Origin of the sequence: Dietzia lutea (genome assembly GCF_003096075.1) — a bacterium.
Taxonomy (GTDB): Bacteria; Actinomycetota; Actinomycetes; order Mycobacteriales; family Mycobacteriaceae; genus Dietzia; species Dietzia lutea.
The window spans coordinates 3,320,180-3,339,553 of sequence record NZ_CP015449.1 but is presented as its reverse complement, the minus strand read 5'-3'; the positions used below and the strand labels follow the sequence as shown (position 1 = coordinate 3,339,553).

General features: G+C 70.5%; 26 protein-coding genes. 15 read left to right on the top strand and 11 right to left on the bottom strand.

Features of this window, described 5'->3' with window-relative positions; translation table 11 throughout:
* Positions 1–47: 47 nt before the first annotated feature.
* Positions 48–473 (bottom strand): pyridoxamine 5'-phosphate oxidase family protein, encoded by a 426-nt coding sequence (locus A6035_RS15275; RefSeq protein WP_108848631.1) that lies wholly within the window; start codon positions 471–473, stop codon positions 48–50.
* A gap of 168 nt (positions 474–641) precedes the next feature.
* On the opposite strand from A6035_RS15275, the gene ectA reads away from it, so the two are divergent.
* The 3 genes from ectA (at position 642) to A6035_RS15260 (ending at position 3,009) form a co-directional block, all read left to right on the top strand.
* Complete coding sequence (gene ectA, locus A6035_RS15270) at positions 642–1,154, top strand: diaminobutyrate acetyltransferase (RefSeq protein ID WP_108848630.1); 513 nt, start codon at positions 642–644, stop codon at positions 1,152–1,154.
* Positions 1,155–1,222: 68 nt separating this feature from the next.
* Positions 1,223–2,518: a diaminobutyrate--2-oxoglutarate transaminase gene (gene ectB, locus A6035_RS15265; RefSeq protein WP_108848629.1), complete on the top strand. Its 1,296-nt coding sequence runs from the start codon at positions 1,223–1,225 to the stop codon at positions 2,516–2,518.
* A gap of 68 nt (positions 2,519–2,586) precedes the next feature.
* On the top strand, positions 2,587–3,009 hold the full coding sequence (locus tag A6035_RS15260) for an ectoine synthase (RefSeq protein WP_108848628.1): 423 nt from the start codon (positions 2,587–2,589) through the stop codon (positions 3,007–3,009).
* 439 nt (positions 3,010–3,448) lie between these two features.
* Here A6035_RS15260 and A6035_RS18325 read toward each other — a convergent pair whose 3' ends face one another.
* Positions 3,449–3,895 (bottom strand): hypothetical protein, encoded by a 447-nt coding sequence (locus tag A6035_RS18325; protein WP_159149426.1) that lies wholly within the window; start codon positions 3,893–3,895, stop codon positions 3,449–3,451.
* Between the two features lie 52 nt (positions 3,896–3,947).
* Between A6035_RS18325 and A6035_RS15250 the strand changes: the two genes are divergently transcribed.
* The 5 genes from A6035_RS15250 to A6035_RS15235 all read left to right on the top strand — a co-directional run bounded on the left by A6035_RS15250 (position 3,948) and on the right by A6035_RS15235 (position 6,483).
* Complete coding sequence (locus tag A6035_RS15250) at positions 3,948–4,358, top strand: hypothetical protein (RefSeq protein ID WP_108848626.1); 411 nt, start codon at positions 3,948–3,950, stop codon at positions 4,356–4,358.
* Positions 4,355–4,594 carry a hypothetical protein gene (locus A6035_RS18860; RefSeq protein ID WP_235026638.1) on the top strand — a complete coding sequence of 80 codons (240 nt, stop codon included), beginning with the start codon at positions 4,355–4,357 and terminating at the stop codon, positions 4,592–4,594. Before A6035_RS15250 ends, A6035_RS18860 begins: the two co-directional genes overlap by 4 nt.
* A complete protein-coding gene (locus A6035_RS15245) occupies positions 4,579–5,046 on the top strand; it encodes a bile acid:sodium symporter family protein (protein WP_235026639.1) in 468 nt (155 codons plus the stop codon). Before A6035_RS18860 ends, A6035_RS15245 begins: the two co-directional genes overlap by 16 nt.
* Before the next feature lie 175 nt (positions 5,047–5,221).
* Positions 5,222–5,713, top strand: a complete 492-nt coding sequence (locus A6035_RS18320; protein WP_159149428.1) for a Rossmann-fold NAD(P)-binding domain-containing protein — start codon at positions 5,222–5,224, stop codon at positions 5,711–5,713.
* On the top strand, positions 5,650–6,483 hold the full coding sequence (locus tag A6035_RS15235; protein ID WP_108848624.1) for a PIG-L family deacetylase: 834 nt from the start codon (positions 5,650–5,652) through the stop codon (positions 6,481–6,483). The genes A6035_RS18320 and A6035_RS15235 overlap by 64 nt, the downstream gene beginning before the upstream one ends.
* Positions 6,484–6,529: 46 nt before the next feature.
* Here A6035_RS15235 and A6035_RS15230 read toward each other — a convergent pair whose 3' ends face one another.
* From A6035_RS15230 to A6035_RS15220, 3 genes are all read right to left on the bottom strand, one after another.
* Entirely contained in the window at positions 6,530–7,039 is a 510-nt protein-coding gene (locus A6035_RS15230; protein ID WP_108848623.1) for a flavin reductase family protein, read from the bottom strand.
* The gene (locus A6035_RS15225; protein WP_108848622.1) at positions 7,032–7,796 is read right to left on the bottom strand and encodes a pyrimidine reductase family protein; all 765 of its coding nucleotides are present in this window, start codon (positions 7,794–7,796) and stop codon (positions 7,032–7,034) included. The genes A6035_RS15230 and A6035_RS15225 overlap by 8 nt, the downstream gene beginning before the upstream one ends.
* A 72-nt stretch (positions 7,797–7,868) precedes the next feature.
* The gene (locus A6035_RS15220) at positions 7,869–8,888 is read right to left on the bottom strand and encodes a DUF2332 domain-containing protein (protein ID WP_108848621.1); all 1,020 of its coding nucleotides are present in this window, start codon (positions 8,886–8,888) and stop codon (positions 7,869–7,871) included.
* A 121-nt stretch (positions 8,889–9,009) separates the two neighbouring features.
* Between A6035_RS15220 and A6035_RS15215 the strand changes: the two genes are divergently transcribed.
* From A6035_RS15215 to A6035_RS15195, 5 genes are read left to right on the top strand one after another with little or no spacing between them, the layout of a single operon-like run.
* Entirely contained in the window at positions 9,010–10,080 is a 1,071-nt protein-coding gene (locus tag A6035_RS15215; protein WP_108848620.1) for a glutathione S-transferase family protein, read from the top strand.
* A 32-nt stretch (positions 10,081–10,112) separates the two neighbouring features.
* On the top strand, positions 10,113–10,679 hold the full coding sequence (locus A6035_RS15210; protein ID WP_108848619.1) for a GtrA family protein: 567 nt from the start codon (positions 10,113–10,115) through the stop codon (positions 10,677–10,679).
* 8 nt (positions 10,680–10,687) lie between these two features.
* Complete coding sequence (locus A6035_RS15205; RefSeq protein WP_108848618.1) at positions 10,688–11,467, top strand: trimeric intracellular cation channel family protein; 780 nt, start codon at positions 10,688–10,690, stop codon at positions 11,465–11,467.
* 9 nt (positions 11,468–11,476) lie between these two features.
* Positions 11,477–12,172: a hypothetical protein gene (locus A6035_RS15200; protein WP_108848617.1), complete on the top strand. Its 696-nt coding sequence runs from the start codon at positions 11,477–11,479 to the stop codon at positions 12,170–12,172.
* A gap of 29 nt (positions 12,173–12,201) precedes the next feature.
* Complete coding sequence (locus A6035_RS15195) at positions 12,202–12,930, top strand: DNA-3-methyladenine glycosylase I (RefSeq protein ID WP_244192462.1); 729 nt, start codon at positions 12,202–12,204, stop codon at positions 12,928–12,930.
* Between the two features lie 4 nt (positions 12,931–12,934).
* On the opposite strand, the gene A6035_RS15190 is transcribed toward A6035_RS15195, so the two are convergent.
* Together A6035_RS15190 and A6035_RS15185 are read right to left on the bottom strand one after the other, a co-directional pair.
* Positions 12,935–14,281 carry a glycoside hydrolase family 3 N-terminal domain-containing protein gene (locus A6035_RS15190; RefSeq protein WP_108848616.1) on the bottom strand — a complete coding sequence of 449 codons (1,347 nt, stop codon included), beginning with the start codon at positions 14,279–14,281 and terminating at the stop codon, positions 12,935–12,937.
* Between the two features lie 99 nt (positions 14,282–14,380).
* Positions 14,381–14,896 carry a hypothetical protein gene (locus A6035_RS15185; RefSeq protein ID WP_159149507.1) on the bottom strand — a complete coding sequence of 172 codons (516 nt, stop codon included), beginning with the start codon at positions 14,894–14,896 and terminating at the stop codon, positions 14,381–14,383.
* Positions 14,897–15,012: 116 nt separating this feature from the next.
* On the opposite strand from A6035_RS15185, the gene A6035_RS15180 reads away from it, so the two are divergent.
* Positions 15,013–16,326 carry an APC family permease gene (locus A6035_RS15180; RefSeq protein WP_108848614.1) on the top strand — a complete coding sequence of 438 codons (1,314 nt, stop codon included), beginning with the start codon at positions 15,013–15,015 and terminating at the stop codon, positions 16,324–16,326.
* On the top strand, positions 16,323–17,450 hold the full coding sequence (locus A6035_RS15175; protein WP_108848613.1) for an NAD(P)H-dependent flavin oxidoreductase: 1,128 nt from the start codon (positions 16,323–16,325) through the stop codon (positions 17,448–17,450). Before A6035_RS15180 ends, A6035_RS15175 begins: the two co-directional genes overlap by 4 nt.
* Positions 17,451–17,472: 22 nt before the next feature.
* On the opposite strand, the gene A6035_RS15170 is transcribed toward A6035_RS15175, so the two are convergent.
* The 4 genes from A6035_RS15170 to A6035_RS18310 form a co-directional block, all read right to left on the bottom strand.
* Positions 17,473–17,940, bottom strand: coding sequence for an SRPBCC family protein (locus A6035_RS15170; protein ID WP_108848612.1), 468 nt, complete (start codon positions 17,938–17,940; stop codon positions 17,473–17,475).
* A gap of 154 nt (positions 17,941–18,094) precedes the next feature.
* Positions 18,095–18,235, bottom strand: a complete 141-nt coding sequence (locus A6035_RS18460; protein WP_167400741.1) for a hypothetical protein — start codon at positions 18,233–18,235, stop codon at positions 18,095–18,097.
* A gap of 357 nt (positions 18,236–18,592) precedes the next feature.
* Entirely contained in the window at positions 18,593–18,739 is a 147-nt protein-coding gene (locus A6035_RS18315; RefSeq protein WP_159149529.1) for a hypothetical protein, read from the bottom strand.
* Positions 18,740–19,139: 400 nt separating this feature from the next.
* Positions 19,140–19,283, bottom strand: coding sequence for a hypothetical protein (locus A6035_RS18310; protein ID WP_159149528.1), 144 nt, complete (start codon positions 19,281–19,283; stop codon positions 19,140–19,142).
* Between the last annotated feature and the right edge of the window lie 91 nt (positions 19,284–19,374).

The window sequence follows — 19,374 nt, the reverse complement described above, 5'->3', positions numbered from 1 at the left end:
TCGGCGCGCGGACCGAGGCGGCAAGACCGAGGTGGCGAGCTCGCGAGTCAACCCTGGTAGCGCTCGGGCTCCTCGCCGAACTCGAAACCGAGGCCGGTGAGATGCTCAGGGGTGATCTCGACGAAGTTGTACTTCAGGGTGGGGATCCAGGGCTTGAGGTCGAGTTCCTCGGCTCCGTTGATCTCGTCGAAGCTGTCGAGGCGGCGTGCTCGCCCGCGGACCACGACCGACCAGGCGTGGCGGCCCTCCACGTGGTCGACCTCGAAGAGAACCTCGGGGTGCACGGTCAGGCCGGCGAGCTTGCTCCCCTCCGCGGTGCGGAAGAAGATCTTGCCGTCCCTCGACATCGCGTAGTTCACGGGGAAGATCTCAGCGCGGCCCCCGGTGACGGTGACGAGTCGACCGAGGGACGCGGAGGCCAGGAGCTGGAGGCAACGGGCCTCCTCGAAATCGGTGATCGGGCTGTCGTCCATCGCCCCATCGTCCCACCGGGAGTGCGCCTGCGGGAGTCCCTCGGAAAGGGTCGTGAGTGACCGACCTCACTCCATGTCGGCCACCTGCGCACTCATCGGCTATTCAGGTAACAACTTGAGGAAGGTAGATGCAACAACCGGGTTGCGTCACTACGGTGGAAGGCGATTATGAACCCAGGAGAACGAGAAGTACCCCGTACCCCTGATTCGTCCGACGCGGTGTTCCGTGTGCCCACGGCGGCCGACGGAACCCGCATGTGGGAGATCGCCCGTGACAGCGGCGTCCTCGACCTCAACTCCTCCTACGCCTACGTCTTGTGGGGCGCCGAGTTCTCCGAGAGCTCGGTCGTGGTGGAGGTCGAAGGTCGGGTCGTCGGCTTCGTGACCGGATTCATCCGCCCCTCCGAGCCGGACACGATCTTCGTGTGGCAGGTCGGCGTCGACGCCGACCAGCGCGGCAAGGGCCTCGCGGCCCGACTGCTGCACAGCCTCATGGACCGGCTGGCCGAACGCGGCGTGATGCGACTGCGCACCACCATCAGCCCGGACAACGAGGCGTCGCAGCGGACGTTCGCCGCAGTCGCCCGCGACCGCGGGATGACGCTGTCCAGCGAGGACTACCTCAGCTCCGAACTCCTCGGAGTGGGTCACGAGCAAGAAGACCTCTACACGATTTCCTAGACAAGGGCGCGCGGGCCGCCCGGCCCGCAACCGCCGCCCGCACCTTCCCCATTGGAGTGATCACGACAATGACCGAGCCCACGCACGACTCCAGCACCAACACGTCGATCTTCGACGACCGCGAATCGGAAGTGCGCAGTTACTCGCGGAACTGGCCGGTGGTGTTCGACACCGCCAAGGGTGCGACGCTCCGGACCGTCGACGGAGACGAGTACCTCGACTTCTTCGGTGGCGCGGGCGCCCTCAACTACGGCCACAACGACGAGGACATGAAGAACGCCCTGCTGGAGTACATCTCCCGCGACGGCGTCACCCACTCGCTCGACAAGTACACTGTGGCCAAGCGGGCCTTCCTGGAGACCTTCTCGGAGAAGGTCCTCGAGCCCCGCGGCCTGGACTACAAGGTGATGTTCCCCGGGCCGACGGGCACCAACGCCGTCGAGTCCGCGCTGAAGCTGGCCCGTAAGGTCACCGGCCGCGAGGCCATCATCAACTTCACCAACTCGTTCCACGGCATGACCCTCGGGTCGCTGTCCGTCACGGGGAACTCCATGAAGCGCGCCGGCGCCGGCATCCCGCTCGTGCACGCCACGCCGATGCCGTACGACAACTACTTCGGCGGCGTCACCGAGGACTTCCAGTGGATGGAGCGCGTCCTCGTCGACTCCGGCTCCGGCATGAACCGCCCGGCGGCCGTCATCGTCGAGTGCGTCCAGGGTGAGGGCGGCATCAACGCCGCCCGCGCCGAGTGGCTGCAGGCCCTCGACGAGCTGTGCAAGCGCCACGAGATCCTGCTGATCATCGACGATGTCCAGATGGGCTGTGGCCGCACGGGCGAGTTCTTCTCGTTCGAGTTCGCCGGCATCAAGCCGGACATCGTCACCCTGTCGAAGTCGATCGGTGGATACGGCCTGCCGCTGGCGGTCACCCTGTTCAACCGCGAGCTCGACGAGTGGACCCCGGGCGAGCACAACGGCACGTTCCGCGGAAACAACATGGCGTTCGTGACCGCCGAGCTCGCGCTGCGCAAGTACTGGTCGGACGACGCGCTGCAGAACCGCACGCTCGAGAACGGCCGTATCCTGCGTGAGCGGTTCTCCCCGCTGGTCTACAAGTACGAGGGCAAGCTCGAGCTGCGCGGCCGCGGCATGGCGTTCGGCATCGCGTTCCTCGAGAGCCCGGAGCTGGCCGGTCAGGTCATGGCGCGCTGCTTCGACAAGAAGATGCTCGTGGAGACCGCCGGCCCGAGCGACGAGGTCGTCAAGTTCCTCGCCCCGCTCACGCTGACCGATGAGGAGCGCGACCGCGGCATCGAGATCTGCTACGAGGCCGTCGACCACGTCCTCGCCCAGCAGTACGCCTGAAGCCAGTACGCCTGAAGCCAGTACGCCTGAAGCCCACAGACACCAACCCCTCGACGAGGAGGCACCGCATGATCGTTCGTAGCACCAGAGAGATCACCGACACCGACCGCCACATCAAGGGCAACAACGGCAACTGGGAGTCCAAGCGCATCGTTCTGGCCGACGACCGCGTCGGGTTCTCGTTCCACGAGACCACCATCGCCGCCGGCACGACCAACGACTTCCACTACGCCAACCACGTCGAGGCCGTCTGGCTGACCCGCGGTAAGGGCACGCTGCGTGACCTCACCAACGACAAGGAGTACCCGCTCGAGGCGGGCACGATGTACCTGCTCGACGGCAATGAGAAGCACCAGGTGATCGTGGAGGAGGAGATGCAGATGCTCTGCGTCTTCAATCCGCCGGTCGTGGGCGACGAGAACCACGACGAGAACGGCATCTACCCGCTCCTGCGACTGCAGGACGACGGCACCGTGGTGCGCGAGAAGTAAGCCCCGTGCGTCCGGGGGCGCCGCGCGCCTCCGCCACGCCGCACTCCCCGGCGGGTTTCGTTCAGTCCGAGCGAAACCCGCCGGGGAGTCGCTCGTTCCGGGGCAATATCTCTATCCGTGCGGAACATGGACACCGTCCAGTAGCGATCATCGGGGCGGGACCCTCCGGCCTCGCGGCGGCCTGTGGAACATCGACGCGCCGCGGAGCACGGTCTACTCCTCCGCCCACCTCATCTCGTCGGCCCGCACCACGGAGTTCGCCGAGTTCCCCATGCCGGCGGACACCCCGGACTACCCGGATCACTGACGACTGCTCGCCTACTTCCGGGACTTCGCCGACCACTTCGGCCTGCGCGAGCGGTTCCGCTTCGGCACCGAGGTGGTGCGCGTGGAACCGCTCGGGCCGGGGCGCGACTCGGGGTGGCGGGTCGTCACGCGGTCAGTGGGTGAGGACGGGCAGGACGACGACGACGAGGTGAACCGCGAGCCCGAGGCTGACGCCGGGGAGTTCTCGGCGGTGGTGATCGCGAACGGCACCCTCTCCGAGCCCAACATCCCGGGCTTCGACGGCGAGTTCAGCGGCGAGGTCCAGCACGCCGCCTCGGTCGACATCAGTGTGCGTCGCGGCTACCACTTCGTGCCCAAGTACATCCTCGGCCGGCCCGCGGACACGCTGAGCTCCGGCCGGCCGCTGCCAGCTCCGATCATGCAATTCGTCGACTCGCGCATGCTCAAGCTCTTCACCGGCGACCCGGTGCGGTTCGGGTTCCCGAAGCCCGACCACAAGCTCTACGAGTCGCACCCCGTGGTCAACTCGCTGGTCCTGCACCACGTGGGTCACGGCGACATCGGGGTGCGGCCGGACATCGAGCGCTTCGACGGACACACCGTGCACTTCCGCGACGGGCGCATGGGGCAGCGCAGACTACGACCTCGTCATGCTCGCCACCGGCTACACGCTGCACTACCCGTTCATCGACCGGCGGCATCTCGACTGGGCCGAGGGGTCCGCCGCCCCGGATCTGCACCTGAACATCTTCCCGTCGGCCCGCGACGATCTGGCGGTCCTCGGCATGTCGGAGGCGTCCGGCATCGGCTGGCAGGGGCGCTACGAACAGGCCGACATCGTCGCCCGCTATCTCGCCGCACGCCGGGACGACTCACCGGCCAGGCGTGCGGCCCTCGTCGTCGTCGACTCCTCCCGGCGGGGACCCCGGCCCGACCTCACGGCCGGCTACAAGTATCTCGGCGTGGACCGGATGGCCTACTACGTCAACAAGACCGCCTACCGCGACGCCGTGACCGGGTTGGTGGCGGAAATGACGCGGGCGGCCGGGGGCGCGGCATGAACGTCGACGACATCCGGATCGCGTTCGACTCCGGCTCCCTGACCACGCTGAAGATCGTGCTGGGGCTGATCCTGTTCGGGATCGCCATGGACACCCGGCTCGCCGACTTCCGGCTGGCACTGCGCAAGCCCAGGGCGTTCGCGGTGGCGATCATCGCGCAGTTCGCGCTGCTACCGGCGCTGACGTTCGGCCTGTCGCTGGTGCTCGGTGTCCAGGGTCGGTGGCGCTCGGGATGATCCTCGTGGCGTGCTGCCCGCCCGGCAACGTCTCCAACATCCTCACCCACCGGGCGCGCGGGGACGTGGCGCTATCGGTGTCGATGACGGCGGTGGCCAACAACTGGGCGCTGTTCGTCGCCTACATCGGAGTGGTCGCGGTGGCGGTGTTTTCCCACGACGCGCTCGCGCTGGGGCTCGGTTACGCGATCGCGCGCGGCTTCCGGCTGGACGTGCCCGCCCGCAAGGCCATGACGTTCGAGGTCGGCATCCGCAACGCCGGGCTCGGGCTGCTGTTCGTGTTCAGCTTCTTCGGCGGCCTGGGCGGCATGGCCCTGGTCGCCGCGTGGTGGGGCGTGTGGGACATCATCGCCGGGCTGATCGTCGCCGTGCTCTGGGCGCGGCGCACGCGGGCGACGGAGGCGGGCGCCGGCGCTTCCGGTTCTCGCGCCACGACAGGGGAGACGGTATGAGGGTTCTGGTCACGGGCGGCAGCGGCTTCCTGGGCACCGGCGTGGTGGCCGGGTTGGGCGCCGCCGGATACGAGGTCACCAGCGGCGACATCCGGGTGCCGGACGGCGAGGCGCCGCGCGTGCGGCACGTCCGGCCCAGATCACCGCCCTCTTCCACCGGCCGCGGCTGCTGGCGGTGCGCGGCCCGGACTCGCCGTTCGTGTTCATCTGGGACACCGACCTCGTGGCTATCATCGTGCGCGCGGTGTCAGGCGGCCCGGCCGGGATCTACAACGTCGCCGGCACCGGCACGCTGACGATCGACCAGATCGCGGCGCGGCTCGGCAAGCGGACGTTCGCGATCCCGGAGCCGGTCCTCAAGGCCGCGCTCCCGGTGGGCAGCGCGCTCGGGGCCACGCGCTACGGGCCCGAGCAGACCGGTTTCCTCCGCTACCGGCCCGTGCTGGACAACACGCGGTTGCGCGAGGTCTTCGGCTACACACCGGAACTCACCACGCCGAGGCCTTCGACCGGTGGCTGGCCGGTCATCCGGAGGCGCGGGCCTGAGTCGGTCCGTCCCGCCGGCCCGCCCCCGAACCGCCCCGGACAGGGCAGAATGTCCGGGTGTCGACGATCGTGTTCCTCCACGCCCATCCCGATGACGAGACCTCGCAGACCGCCGGGATGATGACCCTGGCCGCCCGCGACGGTCACCGGGTGGTGACCGTGTTCGCCACCGACGGCGACCACGGGGAGCGTCCCGAGCACCTCGGCCCCGACGGCGACCTCGTCGATCACCGGCGCGGGGAGGCGCGGGCCGCGGCGGCGGTGCTGGGCGTGGCCCGCATCGACTGGCTGGGTTACCGCGACTCCGGGATGACCGGCTGGGAGCAGAACGACGACCCGCTCTGCCTCCACCGCGCCGACATCGACGCCGCCGCCGCCCGGGTGGCCCGGATCCTCGACCGCGAGGACGCCGACGTCCTCGTGGGCTACGACGACCACGGCAACTACGGGCACCCCGACCACATCGCCGTCCACCGCATCGCCCGACGCGCGGTGGAACTGGCCACGCGCCGGCCGCGGCTGCTCGAGGCCACCACGAACCGCGACGCCCAGCTCGCCATGCTCGACAGTCCCGAGGCCGCCGAGTTCCTGCGCACGCTCGCGGCCGGCGGCACGGAGCTGGACCCGGATCAGCTGCGGGTGATGATCCTCACCGGCGACGACGGTCAGCCGGTGGGCATGCCGGAGTCCGAGATCGCGTGGGCGATCGACCTGCCGCAGAACGTGATCGACACCAAGCGCCGCGCGATGCAGTGTCATGCGAGCCAGACCAGCGACATCGGCACGATGCTGGCGCTGCCGCCGGAGATCTACGCGGTCGCCTTCGGTGCCGAGTACCTCATCGAGCCGGGTGCGGGGCAGCCGATGCGCCGCGCGTGGCCGTTCGGCTGAGCCGCCCGCGCCGCCTACCGCCCGCGCCGCCTACCGCCCGCGCCGCTCAGGGCTCGATCGCCCGCTCCTCGCTGTCGTGGCCCGCGTCGAGGTGGGCGACGTCCGAGAGTCGCAGGGGTGTGAAGTCCCCGCCGAAGTGGGTGGAGTGCACACGGGTGGTGACGCAGACGTGGTCGCCACCGTCGTCGAGGACGGCGATGCGTTCGAGCACTATCCGGTTCGCGCACTCGCCGACCAGGGGGACGCCGGTGTCGTCGGCGACGAGGTCGAGGTCGGCGAACTTGTCGACGTCCTCACCCGACTGCGTGCCGAAGTGCTCGGCCAGGGCGAGGTCGGAGCTAGTGAGGAAGTGCACCGCGAAATGCGTGGCGCGCAGGCCCACGCGGTACGTGTGGTTGGCCTTGGACAACCACACGCTGTAGTGCTGCGCCGAGATGCTCGACTGGGCGTGGAAGCCGACCAGGCATCCGCCTCGCGTGCCGTCCGCGGTGGTGGTCACCACGATCATGGCCGGGTCGACCGAGGCGAGGAGGCTCTCGAAGTCGCCGTCAGGCATCGCGCGCGCCTCCCTGTCGGTCCGTCTCGTAGCGCAGGAACAGGGTGTCGCCGTCGGCCATGGCCCCCTTCAGCGCGAACCGGGCGATCCCCGACCCCGCCGGGTTCACGCACACCGGGAGCGGGTCGCCGCCCATCAACGGGGAGATGGACAGGCACAGCTCGTCGAGGCGGTCCGCCGCGACGAGTTCGCCGAGCCAGGTGGGCCCGCCCTCGCAGAGCACGACGCGGTGCCCCAGGTCCGCCAGCGCCCGCAGCGCGGCGGCCGGCTCGACCGCGTCGCGGCCGGCGTCGACGACCGTCGCGGCCTTCTCGGCCTCGGCCCGCCGGGCCGGGTCCGCGGCGGTGCACGTGATGACGTGGGTCCGGGCGTCCTCGGGGGCGTCGGTGAACAGTCGCGCGGTCCAGTCGAGATCCAGGCTGCGGCTGATCACGGCGACCGGCGGGTTCCCCGGCTTCCCGGCGCCGACGCGCTGGGCCCGCGCCTCCTCGGACAGTCTGACCGGGCCGTAGCCCTCCCGCCGGACGGTCTCGGCACCCACCATCACGATGTCGGCGATCTGGCGCATGCTCCGGAACAGTGCCTGGTCGGGCGCGGTGGACAGGGAGCCCACCCGGCCGTCGATCGCGGCAGTCCCGTCGATCCCGGCGACCATGTGCCCGGTCACCCAGCACTCATGCGCGGGCCGGGATCGGTCCACGTCCAGGTACGGGGCGAGCGGGTCGGGGACCTCGGTTCCGGGCTCGAGAACGTGCATGGCGGCCACTGTACGGATGTACCGTTCCGCTGCGTGGCTGACGTGGGGCGGCGGTCAGGGCATGTCGAGCGGTCAGGGCATGTCCAGGGCGCGGACCCAGTCGCCGTGGCCGTGCGCGGTGGCCAGGGGGCGTCCGTTGACGGCGACGACGAAGATGCCCTTGTGGCGGCGGATCGACTCCGGGACATGCGCGGCGACGTCGGGCAGAAGGGTCACGCCCTCGACGGAGATCCAGACACAGTCCAGCTCGGTGACCCGGCGGACGAACTCGGCGCGGGCCGGCGGCTCGAGGTAGCCGAGCACGGCGGTGTGGAACACCACCGGGGTGGTGCCGGCCGGGCAGGCGGCGACGGAGTCCTCCAGTCGCTCGATGAGGTCGCCGGCGAGGACCCGCGGCGGGTCGGCGGACGCGATGTCCAGGGCGGCGTCCAGGCGCGGGCCCCGCTGCTCGTGCTGGCCGGGCCAGATGAGGCTGTGCAGCCAGGCGCGGGACTCCGGGTCGGCGGGGTCGATCGGCGCCAGGTCCACGCCGCCGCGGTGGGCGACCTCGGGCAGCGAGCGCGGCAGGGGCACGCCGTCGCGGAGGTCGCAGTCCAGGACCGGCGGGCGGCCCGCCGCACCGTCCGGGTCGGCGGCGGGCCGCAGCTCGTGGGCGCTCCCGCCGTCGACCGTGTACCGGTAGGCGTAGCGGTCCGGGTAGAGACACAGGCCCGCCGAGGCCCCCATCTCCACGAGGGAGAGCGGGCCGGGCAGGAGGGAGAGGAACGGCAGCAGCACCGCGCAGCGCTTGGCCTCGTTGGTCTGGGTGGAGTGGGTGAGCGCGATCCGCTCGATCTCCGCCCAGTGGTCGTGGACGAACCCGCGGAAAGTCGCGTAGTCCTCGGTCTCGGGGGCCCCGGCGTGCCGGGCGGCGGCGAAGAACAGGGCGGGTTGGCGCTTGATCCGGGGCAGCGTCCCGATGAGGTCGCTGGTCCCGGAGTCCTCGGCGACCCCGCGGGCCCACGAGAGGTACACGGGCGTGCGTCCGCGGACCTCGTACTCGGCGAAGTCGGAGTAACGGGTGGGGACGTCGTCGACGTGCGCGGAGTCCATGTCCCCAGCGTCGCACACCGCTGCGGGACACGCCGTCGGCGTGGGAAGGGTGGCCTCGCCCGCGATCAGGCGGTATGATAGGTGACGCATCAATAAACTGAGACGATCCTGGGAGCCCCTCATGTCTACCGCGACCGACTTTACCCCCGCTCAGAACGCCTCGACCGACGGCGAGTTCGTCCGCGACGCGACGTACATCAACGACCGCGTGGTCGCGGATGTGCCCGCGGGCTCGGATCCGGTCGGCGAGAAGATCGGCGAGATGCGGTGGCCGGTCGAGGCCGGCCGCTATCGGCTCATGGCCGCCCGCGCGTGCCCGTGGGCCAGCCGGAGCATCATCGTCCGGCGCCTGCTGGGCCTCGAGGGCGCCATCTCGCTGGGGCTCGCGGGTCCCACGCACGACATCAACTCCTGGGTCTTCGACCTCGACCCGGACGAACGGGACCCCGTCACCGGCCTGCACCGACTGCAGGAGGCCTACTTCAACCGGATCCCTGACTACCCGCGCGGCATCACGGTCCCCGCGCTGGTGGACCTGCCCACCAGGTCCGTCGTGACCAACGCGTACCAGAAGCTCAACTTCGACTTCATCTCCGAGTGGACGGCCTTCCACCGGGAGGGCGCCCCGGACCTCTACCCCGAGGAGCACCGTGACGAGATCGACGAGCTCGACTCGTGGATCTACCCCACGGTGAACAACGGTGTGTACCGATGCGGATTCGCCGCCGACCAGGAGGCCTACGAGGAGGCCTACGACGAGCTGTGGGCCTCGCTCGACCGCCTCGAGGAGCGCCTGACCACCCGCCGCTACCTCGTCGGTGAGTCCATCACCGTCGCCGACATCCGCCTGTTCACCACGCTGGTCCGCTTCGACGCGGTCTACCACGGCCACTTCAAGGCCAACCGGTCCAAGATCAGCGAGATGCCCGCGCTGTGGGGTTACCTCCGTGACCTGTTCCAGACCCCCGGCTTCGGCGACACGTGCGACTTCCCCCAGATCAAGGCGCACTACTACAACGTCCACCGCGACGTGAACCCCACGGGCGTCATCCCTAAGGGGCCGGACCTGTCCGGTCTGCTCACGCCGCACCACCGCGAGGAGTTGGGTGGTCGCCCGTTCGGCGACGGGACCGCCCCCGGGCCCATCACCGATCCGTCCGAGAGGGTGCCGGAGGGACACGGCGCGGCCTGACGTCTCGCGGAGAGGGCCTAGACTGGTCGCCTGTGAACCCAGCCCCCGCCGAACTCGGTCGCTACCGTCGCAGCGTCCGGCAGTTCGTCATGTTCGGAATCGTGGGCGGCTCGGGCATGGTCGTCAACATGATCGTCACGGTCTTGATGAACAAGGCCAACGGCGGCACGGCCAACGCGCAGGAGATCCTGTTCCCCATCGCGGACACGGAGTTCAACTTCCGGTTCACCACGCTCGTGTGGATCGTGGCGTTCCTCGTGGCCAACTTCTACAACTTCCTGCTCAACCGGCACTGGACGTTCGGCAAGGGTCGCAAGGCGCCGGCGTGGCAGGAGTTCTGGCCGTTCCTGGTGGTGGGGTCGGTGGCGGCGGCCGCGGGCATCTTCATCAAGCTCGCGTTCACCAACCCCACCAGCCCGCTCTACCTGCCGGAGCCGTGGTGGCACGAGGAGGCGGGGATCCACTCCCGGGAGTACTGGAGTCAGCTGCTGACGATCCTCATCACGATGCCGATCAACTTCGTCGTCAACAAGCTCTGGACGTTCCGCGCGGTGCGTAACCGTCACCACGCACGCTCGACCGCGAACGCGGTGGTCTAGGACCGACCGTGGAGACGTCGCCGCTCGTCCTGTGGTTCGACCTGATGGGCGTGTTCTTCTTCGCCCTGTCGGGCAACCTGCTGGCGGCGCGCAAGGACATCGACATCACCGGCGGGTTCATCCTGGGCCTGCTCGCGGGCCTCGGCGGCGGCATCATTCGCGACGTCCTGCTGGGCGTCACCCCGCTCGCGCTGGACAAGCCCGTCTACCTCGTCCCGCCGCTGGTCGCCGTCGTGGTGGTGTACCTGCTGGGCTCGGTCATCCACCGGGTGCAGACGCTCATCGTGGCGTGCGACGCCGCCGGTCTGGGCCTGTTCTGCACGTTCGGCACGGCGCGCGCGTTGGATCACGGCATGCCGGTGGCGTCCGCGTTGCTGCTCGGGGTGGTCACCGCGGTCGGCGGCGGGCTGATGCGTGACGTGGTGGCCAACGAGATCCCGGCCGTGTTCAGCGGGTCGAACCTGTACGTGATCCCCGCGGCGACCGGCGCCACGCTCACCGCCGTCGCCGTGTCCACCGACGTGTGGGGGCCGGTGTCGGCGACGGTGCTGTCGGTGCTGGTGTTCACCTTCCGGATGACCGCGTGGGTCCGGCAGTGGCGCGTGCCGGCGCCCGTGCGCAGCTGGACCGTGCGCGACCTGGACGTGTTGCGGCGCCGCGAGCGGTCGGTGTTCGACCGACCGCGCGGCGCGAGGTACGACGACGATGAGTACGACGACGAGCTCGGCCGCCGCGACGACCGCGATCCCGGGGACAGCCGGGGTCGCGGCCCGCGCGGCCGCCGGTAGGGTGACCCGGTGCAGTACTACCTCAGCCTGCTGGGTTTCGCGGCGATCGATTCGCTCAATCTCCTGGCCTTCGCCGTTATTGCGGGGCTGTGGCTGACGTCGGCCGGCCGCGGGATCGCGTTCGCCCCGCGGGCGGCGCGGTTCACCGGGGGTGCGTTCTGCGGGATCGTGCTGCTCTCGCTGATCTCGGTGTGGGTGATCGGCAACAACCAGGAGTTCGTCCGGAGCCTGTTCTACAACCTGTGGGCGATGATCGCGCTGGGCGTTGTCGGCCTGGTCATCACCGTCATGGGCCTGCGCCGGCCCGCGGAGGCCAAGGAGGAGAGCGTCGAGGCCCCGCTCACCCAGAACATCCTGCAGAAGTTCGGGATCATGGCCACCGGCATCGCGCTGGGCGTGATCCAGTCGGGGACGTCCGCGCCGTTCGCGGCGGGCATGGTGCTCATCTCGTTCGCCGAGACTCCGTGGTGGTCCAAGCTGCTGCAGATCCTGTTCTTCGCCGTCATCGCGATCCTGCCCAGCACCGGGCTGATCATCGCGCTGTCGCGGGTTCCCTCGGGCAGCATCGGTGCGGCGACCCGTCGCATCGACCGGTTCCTGTCCTACGGCCGCGTGGCCGGGCGGGTGCTCACCCTGGTCGTGGGCGTGGCGCTGACCGTGCTGGCCGTCGTCCGCATCGTCCAGCTCACCGGGGTGCTGTCGTAACCGGGCCCTTGTCGTAGTCCGGCCCTAGGGTGACGGCGACCACCACCGCCGGTGGTCCGACCGACGAGGGAGACGACATGCAGATCGACGACATGCAAATCACCGGGACCGAGCCGACCGAGACCGACCCGACCACGACCGGCGGCGCCGCGTCTTCCGACACCGTGCTGTGCGAGGACGGGCTGAGGCGGCCCCCGTGGGCGGCGCGGGACCCGCTACTGCGGGAGTATTACGACACCGAATGGGGTATGCCCGTCCGGGACGAGGCCGGTCTGTACGAGCGGCTGGTCCTCGAGGGGTTCCAGTCCGGGTTGAGCTGGGTCACGATCCTGCGCAAGCGGCCCGCGTTTCGCGAGGCGTTCGCGGGGTTCGACCCCGACGCCGTGGCGGCCTTCGGGGAGGACGACATCGCCAGGCTGATGGCCGACGCGCGGATCGTGCGCAACCGCCGGAAGATCGACGCGGCGATCGCCAACGCGCGTGCCGTGGTCGCCCTGCGCTCCGAGGGCGGTCTGGTCGAACTCGTCTGGTCCTATCGGCCCGAGCGCACGCCCGAGCCGCGGACCATGGACGAGGTGCCCAGCCGGTCGCCGGAGTCTGAGGCGCTGGCCAAGGAGCTCAAACGGCGCGGGTTCAGCTTCGTCGGGCCGGTGACGGTCTTCGCGCTCATGGAGGCCATCGGCGTGGTGGACACGCACCTGATGGACTCGCACCGCCGCGGCAGCTCGGGCGTGTGGTCTGCCGAGGGCGCCGGCTGACCTGTCAGCGCGGCGGCGGCAACGCGGGCAGGTCGGCCCGCGGCGGCAGGTCCGGGACCGGCGTGGCCAGCGGGCCGGCCTCCTCGAGGAACCCGGTGGCGGGGCCGCCCACGCACACGGGGATGCCCCGCAGGGTCGCCATGCGCTCGAGCGACCGGTCCAGCGCCCGCCGGCTCAGGACGCCGTCGGCCACGGCCCGCTCGACGGCGTCCAACGCTTCACCGAGCCCGGCCGTCGTGATCCACAGCGGGGAGTCGGCTCCGGCGATGAGGGATTCGGTCACGGCGGTGGGCAGCGGGAACGCGTCGGTTACGGCGCGCATGCCGGACAGGTCGTCGGTGAAGATCGGACCGTCGAACGGCGGGGCGCCGTAGCCGTGGCCCTCTCGCAGCAGCCGGTACGCGGCGGGCGAGAGGGAGGCGGGCCGGTCGACTCCGGTCAGGCCGGGCACCTGCTGGTGGCCCAGCATGATGCCGGCCCCCGGCGTCTCGGCGAGCGCGGCGAACGGGTGCAGGTCGTGGGGCACGAGCTGGTCGAGCGGTGGGACGGTCACCGACCGGTGGTGACTGTCGCCGGTGGAACGCCCGTGTCCGGGGAAGTGCTTGAACACGGGGGCGACGCCCGCGTCGCGTAGACCGGCGGCGAACGCGCGGGCATAGGACACGACGCGGGCGGGGTCGGGGGAGAAGGAGCGGTCACCGATCACCGCGCCGTCCGGTTGCTCGGACACGTCGAGGGAGGGCGCGAAATCGACGGTCACACCCATCCCGCGGAGGAACTCCCCTCGGGCGCGGGCCGTCGCCCGGACCTGCTCGGGGCTCATGGTCGCGGCCATCACGCGGGCGGACGGCAGCGGGCCGGCGTACGGGGCGATGCGCGACACGCGCCCACCCTCCTCGTCGATCGCCACGAGCAGCGGCAGGGCTGAGTCGTGCTGCAGCCGGGCGAGCCCGTCGCCGGAGACCACCTCGCCCACCACGTCTCCGCCGAGGAAGATGCCGCCGATCGCGTGCTGTTCGACCGCCCGGCGAGCGTCGGCCATGGAGCTCACGCCGACGGTGAACAGCTGGGCGATGCGTTGACGCTGCGTCAGCCCGTCCAGCGGCGATACACATCCGGGCGGCGGCGGTATCGCCGGCACGGGGCCGGCGAGACCAGTCGACGCAGCCGGATCGGTCGACGCAGCAGGACGGGCAGACGCGCCGGAATCAGCCGACGGAGCGGGAGCGGCCGGACCAGCGGCGGTGGAGTCCGGGCCGGGCGCGGCGGGCTCACCGGAGGCGCACCCGACCAGTGTCAGCCCCGTCGCGAGGGCGGCGACCGCCACACGGAGCCGGCGGGTGGGGGACACGCCCTCCACTGTATCCGGGGTCCCCTCGGGGGCCGCGCTGCTCCCGCGCCCGCCGACCGCGATGGAGGCGCCGGGGCGCCGAGGCGCCCCGGCGTCGGGTCAGCTGCCGACCATGGCGGTGCCGAAGTCCATCAGCATCGAACTGCCGCCCTCCATCTCGAGTGCGCTGCTGCCGAGATCGATGGCCTGCCCGACGCTGCCCACGCCGCCGGGGACGAAGATCGGGGCGTCGTAGTCCATCGAGAGCAGGTTTAGGCTTGAGTCGAGGCAGGCTCCCACACTGGCGTACACCCCCGGCTCGAGCTCGCCCAACCCGACAGCGTCGCGGGCCGCGTTGGCGTCGGTGACCGCCTCGGGCGCCTCGGCGCTCGTGCCGTCCTCGAGGTTGATCCACTGCGCGGCGTTGACGACGTCGAAGACGTCGATGTCGTCGATGTCGTCCGAGGCCGGTGCGGGCGAGATGACGGGCGGACTGTGAGATGCCGAGGGGTCCCTTCGTGGTGTGTCGGGTGGACGGTGCCGACCCGTGTCCCAGTGGCAGCACTGGCACTGCCGAGTGCTGAGACAACGCTGAGTACGCAGTTCGAGTGTTGCAGGCCACACAGGCTTGTTCAATGTTCACATGCGTCCGTTACGACGTTGACCTGCGTCCGCTTCGGCGCGGAATCGGTGCCCGGGTCCACAGGCCGGGAGTTCACTTCTCGTCCACCTGCGGCTGCGATGGTGTGCGGATGAACTCGACTCTCGACCGCAGGCTGGGGCCGTCCGATGCCGTCGTGGTGGGCCTCGGCGCCATGATCGGGGCCGGCGTGTTCGTGGCGTTCGCGCCCGCCGCGGCACGCGCAGGCTCATGGGTGTGGGCCTCGCTCGCGGTGGCCGCCGTGGTGGCCGTGTGCAACGCCCTGTCCTCCGCTCGCCTGGCAGCGCAGTTCCCCGCGGCGGGCGGGACGTACGTCTACGGTCGCGAGTTGCTCGGCCCGCTGCCGGGATTTCTCGCCGGCTGGGGATTCGTGGTGGGCAAGACCGCGTCCTGCGCGGCGATGGCCCTCACCGTGGGCCTGTACCTCTGGCCGGAGCAGTCCTCGGTGGTCGCCGCGGTGTCGGTGCTGGCGCTGACGGTGCTGTCGGTTCTCGGGGTGCAGCGCACGGCCACGGCGTCGAAGGTGTTGGTCGGCATCGTGCTGGCGGTGCTCGCCGTGTTCGTGGTGGCGGCGTTCGTCTCGTCGGCCGACTCGTCGGCAGCGTCGGTGCCGTCAGCGGCCGCGGCACTGCCCGGGGCAGTGCCCGCCGTCGACGGCGAGGCGTGGCCCGGGCGCATCCTCGGCGTGCTGGGCGGCGCGGGGTTCTGCTTCTTCGCCTTCGCCGGGTATGCCCGCATCGCCACGCTCGGCGAGGAGGTGCGTGACCCGGGCCGCACGATCCCGAGGGCGGTCGTCATCGCCATCAGCGTGGTGATCGCCGTCTACGCGATCGTCCTCGCCGCGACGGTCCACGTGCTCGGGGTGGGAGGCGTGGCCGCGAGCGCCGCGCCCGTACTGGACGCCGCTGAACGGGTCCCGGCCGGGGAGGTGTTCGCGCCCGTGGTGCGGATCGCCGCCGGGATCGCCGCGCTCGGGGCCCTGCTGGGCGGAGTGCTCGGCGTCTCCCGCACGACGCTGGCGATGGCGCGGGACCGGCACCTGCCCGCCCCGCTATCGGCAGTGCACCCCACCACGCGGACGCCGTACGTCGCCGAGATCTGCGTGGGCGTGGTGGTGGCCGCGATCGTCCTGGTGGCCGACGTGCGCCAGGCGATCGGGTTCTCCTCGTTCGCCGTGCTGATCTACTACCTCGTCGCGAACACCGCGGCCCTGCGCCTTGACCGACGGCGCCGCGGATTGCCGGCCTGGGTGCCGGTGCTCGGCGCGGTCGGATGCGTCATCGTCGCCGGGAGCCTGCCCTGGCAGTCGGTCGTCGGAGGCGTCGTCGTCTTCGTCGTCGGCGGTGTGGTCTACGCCGTCACCCGCCGCAGGGCGGTGACCCCGGGCGTAGCGTCACGGACATGACCGAGCATCAGACACAGTCCGATCGGGCCCCGCAGGGCCAGAACCGCCGCCGCCTGCTCCCGTCGCATCTGCGCCGGCCCGTGATCGGGGCGCCGATGGCCGGCGGCCCCACGACGCCCGAACTCATCGCCGCGGTGGGCGAGGCGGGCGGCCTGGGCATGATCGGCTCCGGTTACCTCGACGCCGCCGGCACCAGGGCGGAGATCGCGCGCGTTCGCGAGCTCACCTACGCGCCGTTCGGTATCAACGTCTTCCTGGTGGATCGCGCCGACTCCGAGGCCGCGCTGGCGTCGGCGGGAGGGCCGGACGCGGTGGTGCGCTACGCCGACGCGATCGGTCGGGTCGCCCGGCGGCTGGAGGTGGCCCTCGCGGAGTCGCCAGGCTTCACCGACTTCGACCTGGAGGCCACGCTCGCCGCGCTGGTGGACGACCCGGTCGCGGTGGTCTCGTTCACCTTCGGCATCCCGGAGCCCGGCGTGGTCCGTGCTTTACAGGACGTGGGCACGGCCGTGGTCGTGACGGTGGCCGGCGTCGCCGACGCGCGTCGGGCCGTCGAGGCCGGGGCGGACTGGCTGTCGGTCCAGAGCGCCGAGGCCGGCGGGCACCGGTCCACGACCACCGTCGGCGAGGAGCCCGACGACATAACCACGGTCGAGTTGGTGCGGGCGGTGCGCGAGGCGCTGCCCGAGGTGCCGTTCGTCGCCGCAGGCGGGATCAGCACGCCGGACGACGTCGCCGCCGTGCTCGCGGCCGGTGCGGACGGTGTTCAGCTCGGGACCGTGTTGCTGCGCACTCCGGAGGCGGGCACGAGCACTCTGCACCGGTCCGCGCTCGGCGACCACCGGTTCACCGAGTCGCGGCCGACCCGCTGCTACACCGGTCGCTACGCCCGGGCGCTCGTCAACGAGTTCGTCGCGGAGTTCCACGAGGCCGCGCCGGCGGCGTACCCGTACCTGCACCTCCTCACGGGTCCGATGCGCAAGGCCGCCGCGCAAGCGGGCGACATCGAGGTGCCGCCACTGTGGGCGGGGTCGCGCTGGCGGGCGGCCGACGCCTACGCCGACCGGCCGGCCGCGGAGGTCGTCGCAGAGCTGTGGGACCGCGCGGTCGAGCAGACCGGGTAGGCCGGGTACGCGCCCGCGGCGGCTAGGAAGATGAGGCCCGCCGCTCGGCCTCGGCCGCGATGTCGGCCAGGTCCTGCTCCATGGTCTTGCGGGTGGACTTCTCGGCGGCCTTACCCATCAGCCCCATCACGACGCGGGAGACCGCGGGGGCGTGGGCCGTCTCGGCGCCGAAGCGCATCCGGAGCGTCGACCCGCCCTCGGCATCGGGAGTGATGGTGAAGACGGTCGTGTACTCGGTCCCGCCGTTCTCGGCGACGATCGTGGTGGAGTGAGGCGGCTCGGCGGCCATCACCATCATCTCCTCGGTGGCCTTCATCCCGAACATCTTGCGGGTCTCGCGCCACCGCAGGCCGGGCTCGTAGGGGCCGGTCGTGAGGATCTCGACCCCGATCACCCCGCTGAGCGTGCGGTGCGCCTCAGGGATGTCGGTGAGCACGGACCACACGGTGTCGGGGTCGGCGGCGACGTGGCGGGACAGATCGAGCTCCATGGCACGAGGCTACCGGCGTGCCCCGGTGTGCGGAGGAGGCATACGGGCGGCGGAAATGCGGAAACCGGCCCCTGCCGAAGCGGGGGCCGGTTTCTCGGGGTGCTCAGGTCAGCTCACACACCGACCCGGGCGATGCGCCGTGAGGCGCGTCGGCTCAGGAGCCGAAGTTCTCGACCAGGTCGGTGAAGAAACCGATGACCTGGGCGGCGAGGTCGCCGCCGCCGTCGACAACCTCAGAGCCGGTGTTGACAGCAGCGGAGCCGGTGGCGAGGCCGTTCAGGAACTCGGAGATCATGTGATCGTCCTTTCGTCAGGGGCGGCGCCGGATGCGCCGCTCGGTCTGGCGTGAGGATCTTGTGGACCGGTGATCCCTCAAGATCTCACCATCAGACGCTACGTAGTGGATGCGACCGTTTCATCCGATCAGGCGTCGAAAACGGGCCGAGAATCGAGGAAATCGTTTACTCTTGCAGGTGAAGTCGCAGTTACGCTTTAATGTGATCTGGATCACTTTACGCGTCGCTTGGCCTGTCGAGTGGTCCGACGAACAAGGGGAGGGCCGGCTGAAATGAACGACACCGGCATCCGCGCGAGGCGGATGCCGGTGTCGAGGAAGTGCTGCCGGGGCGTGCCCGGCGGTCAACGGCCTAACTCAGGCGCCGAAGACGTTCCCGAGCGAGCCGACGACGGTGTTGTAGGCACCCTGGGCGGCGGCCGAGCCACCCTCGACGGCGACGGAGCCGGAGCCGATGAGGCCGTTGAAGAACTCGACAACCTGAGCGAAGAACTCGTTGATCATGGTGTGATCCTTTCGTATGTGAGCGGCGCCGGGGTGCGCCGCTGCCGTGGTGCAGTCCTGCTTGCGGACTCGTGAGGTACATCTGGCCCCGGGAGGAGACTGTTACCCGGCCTCTACACATTTCCGGCCCTGACGCCCGCTGTGGAGAGGTGCTCACTTTTACGATTGCAGGTCATCGGTTTCTCGATTTTTATTCTGTGACGAGCGCCATGAATCGCGAAACGCGCCGGTTCCCGAGGGCTGGCGCCGTCGGGCGTCGGCGTCGAGTGGGCGCAACTGGCGGCAATCTCGCGGCGCGTGATGCCGCGGGAGGGAATGCGACGACGCCGGCATCCGTCGTGGTGTCGGATGCCGGCGTCGTGGCGGTGATCGCCGGGCGCGGGGCCCGGTCGGCCGCGGCTCAGGAGCCGAAGGCGGTCGAGATGAACCGGGCGGCCTGGTAGAGCAGGCCACCGAAGAAGTCGGCGCCCTCATCGACGGCGGTCGAGCCGACGTTGATATCGCGCAGGGCTCGTGCGAAGTCGCGGAGAACATCGGAGATCATGGGTTGATCCTTTCGTCGGGGGCGACGCCCGATGCGCCACCCGCGTGTGTAGCTCTGTGATCGAGCTCACACTGTTCATCTCCGAAACCCG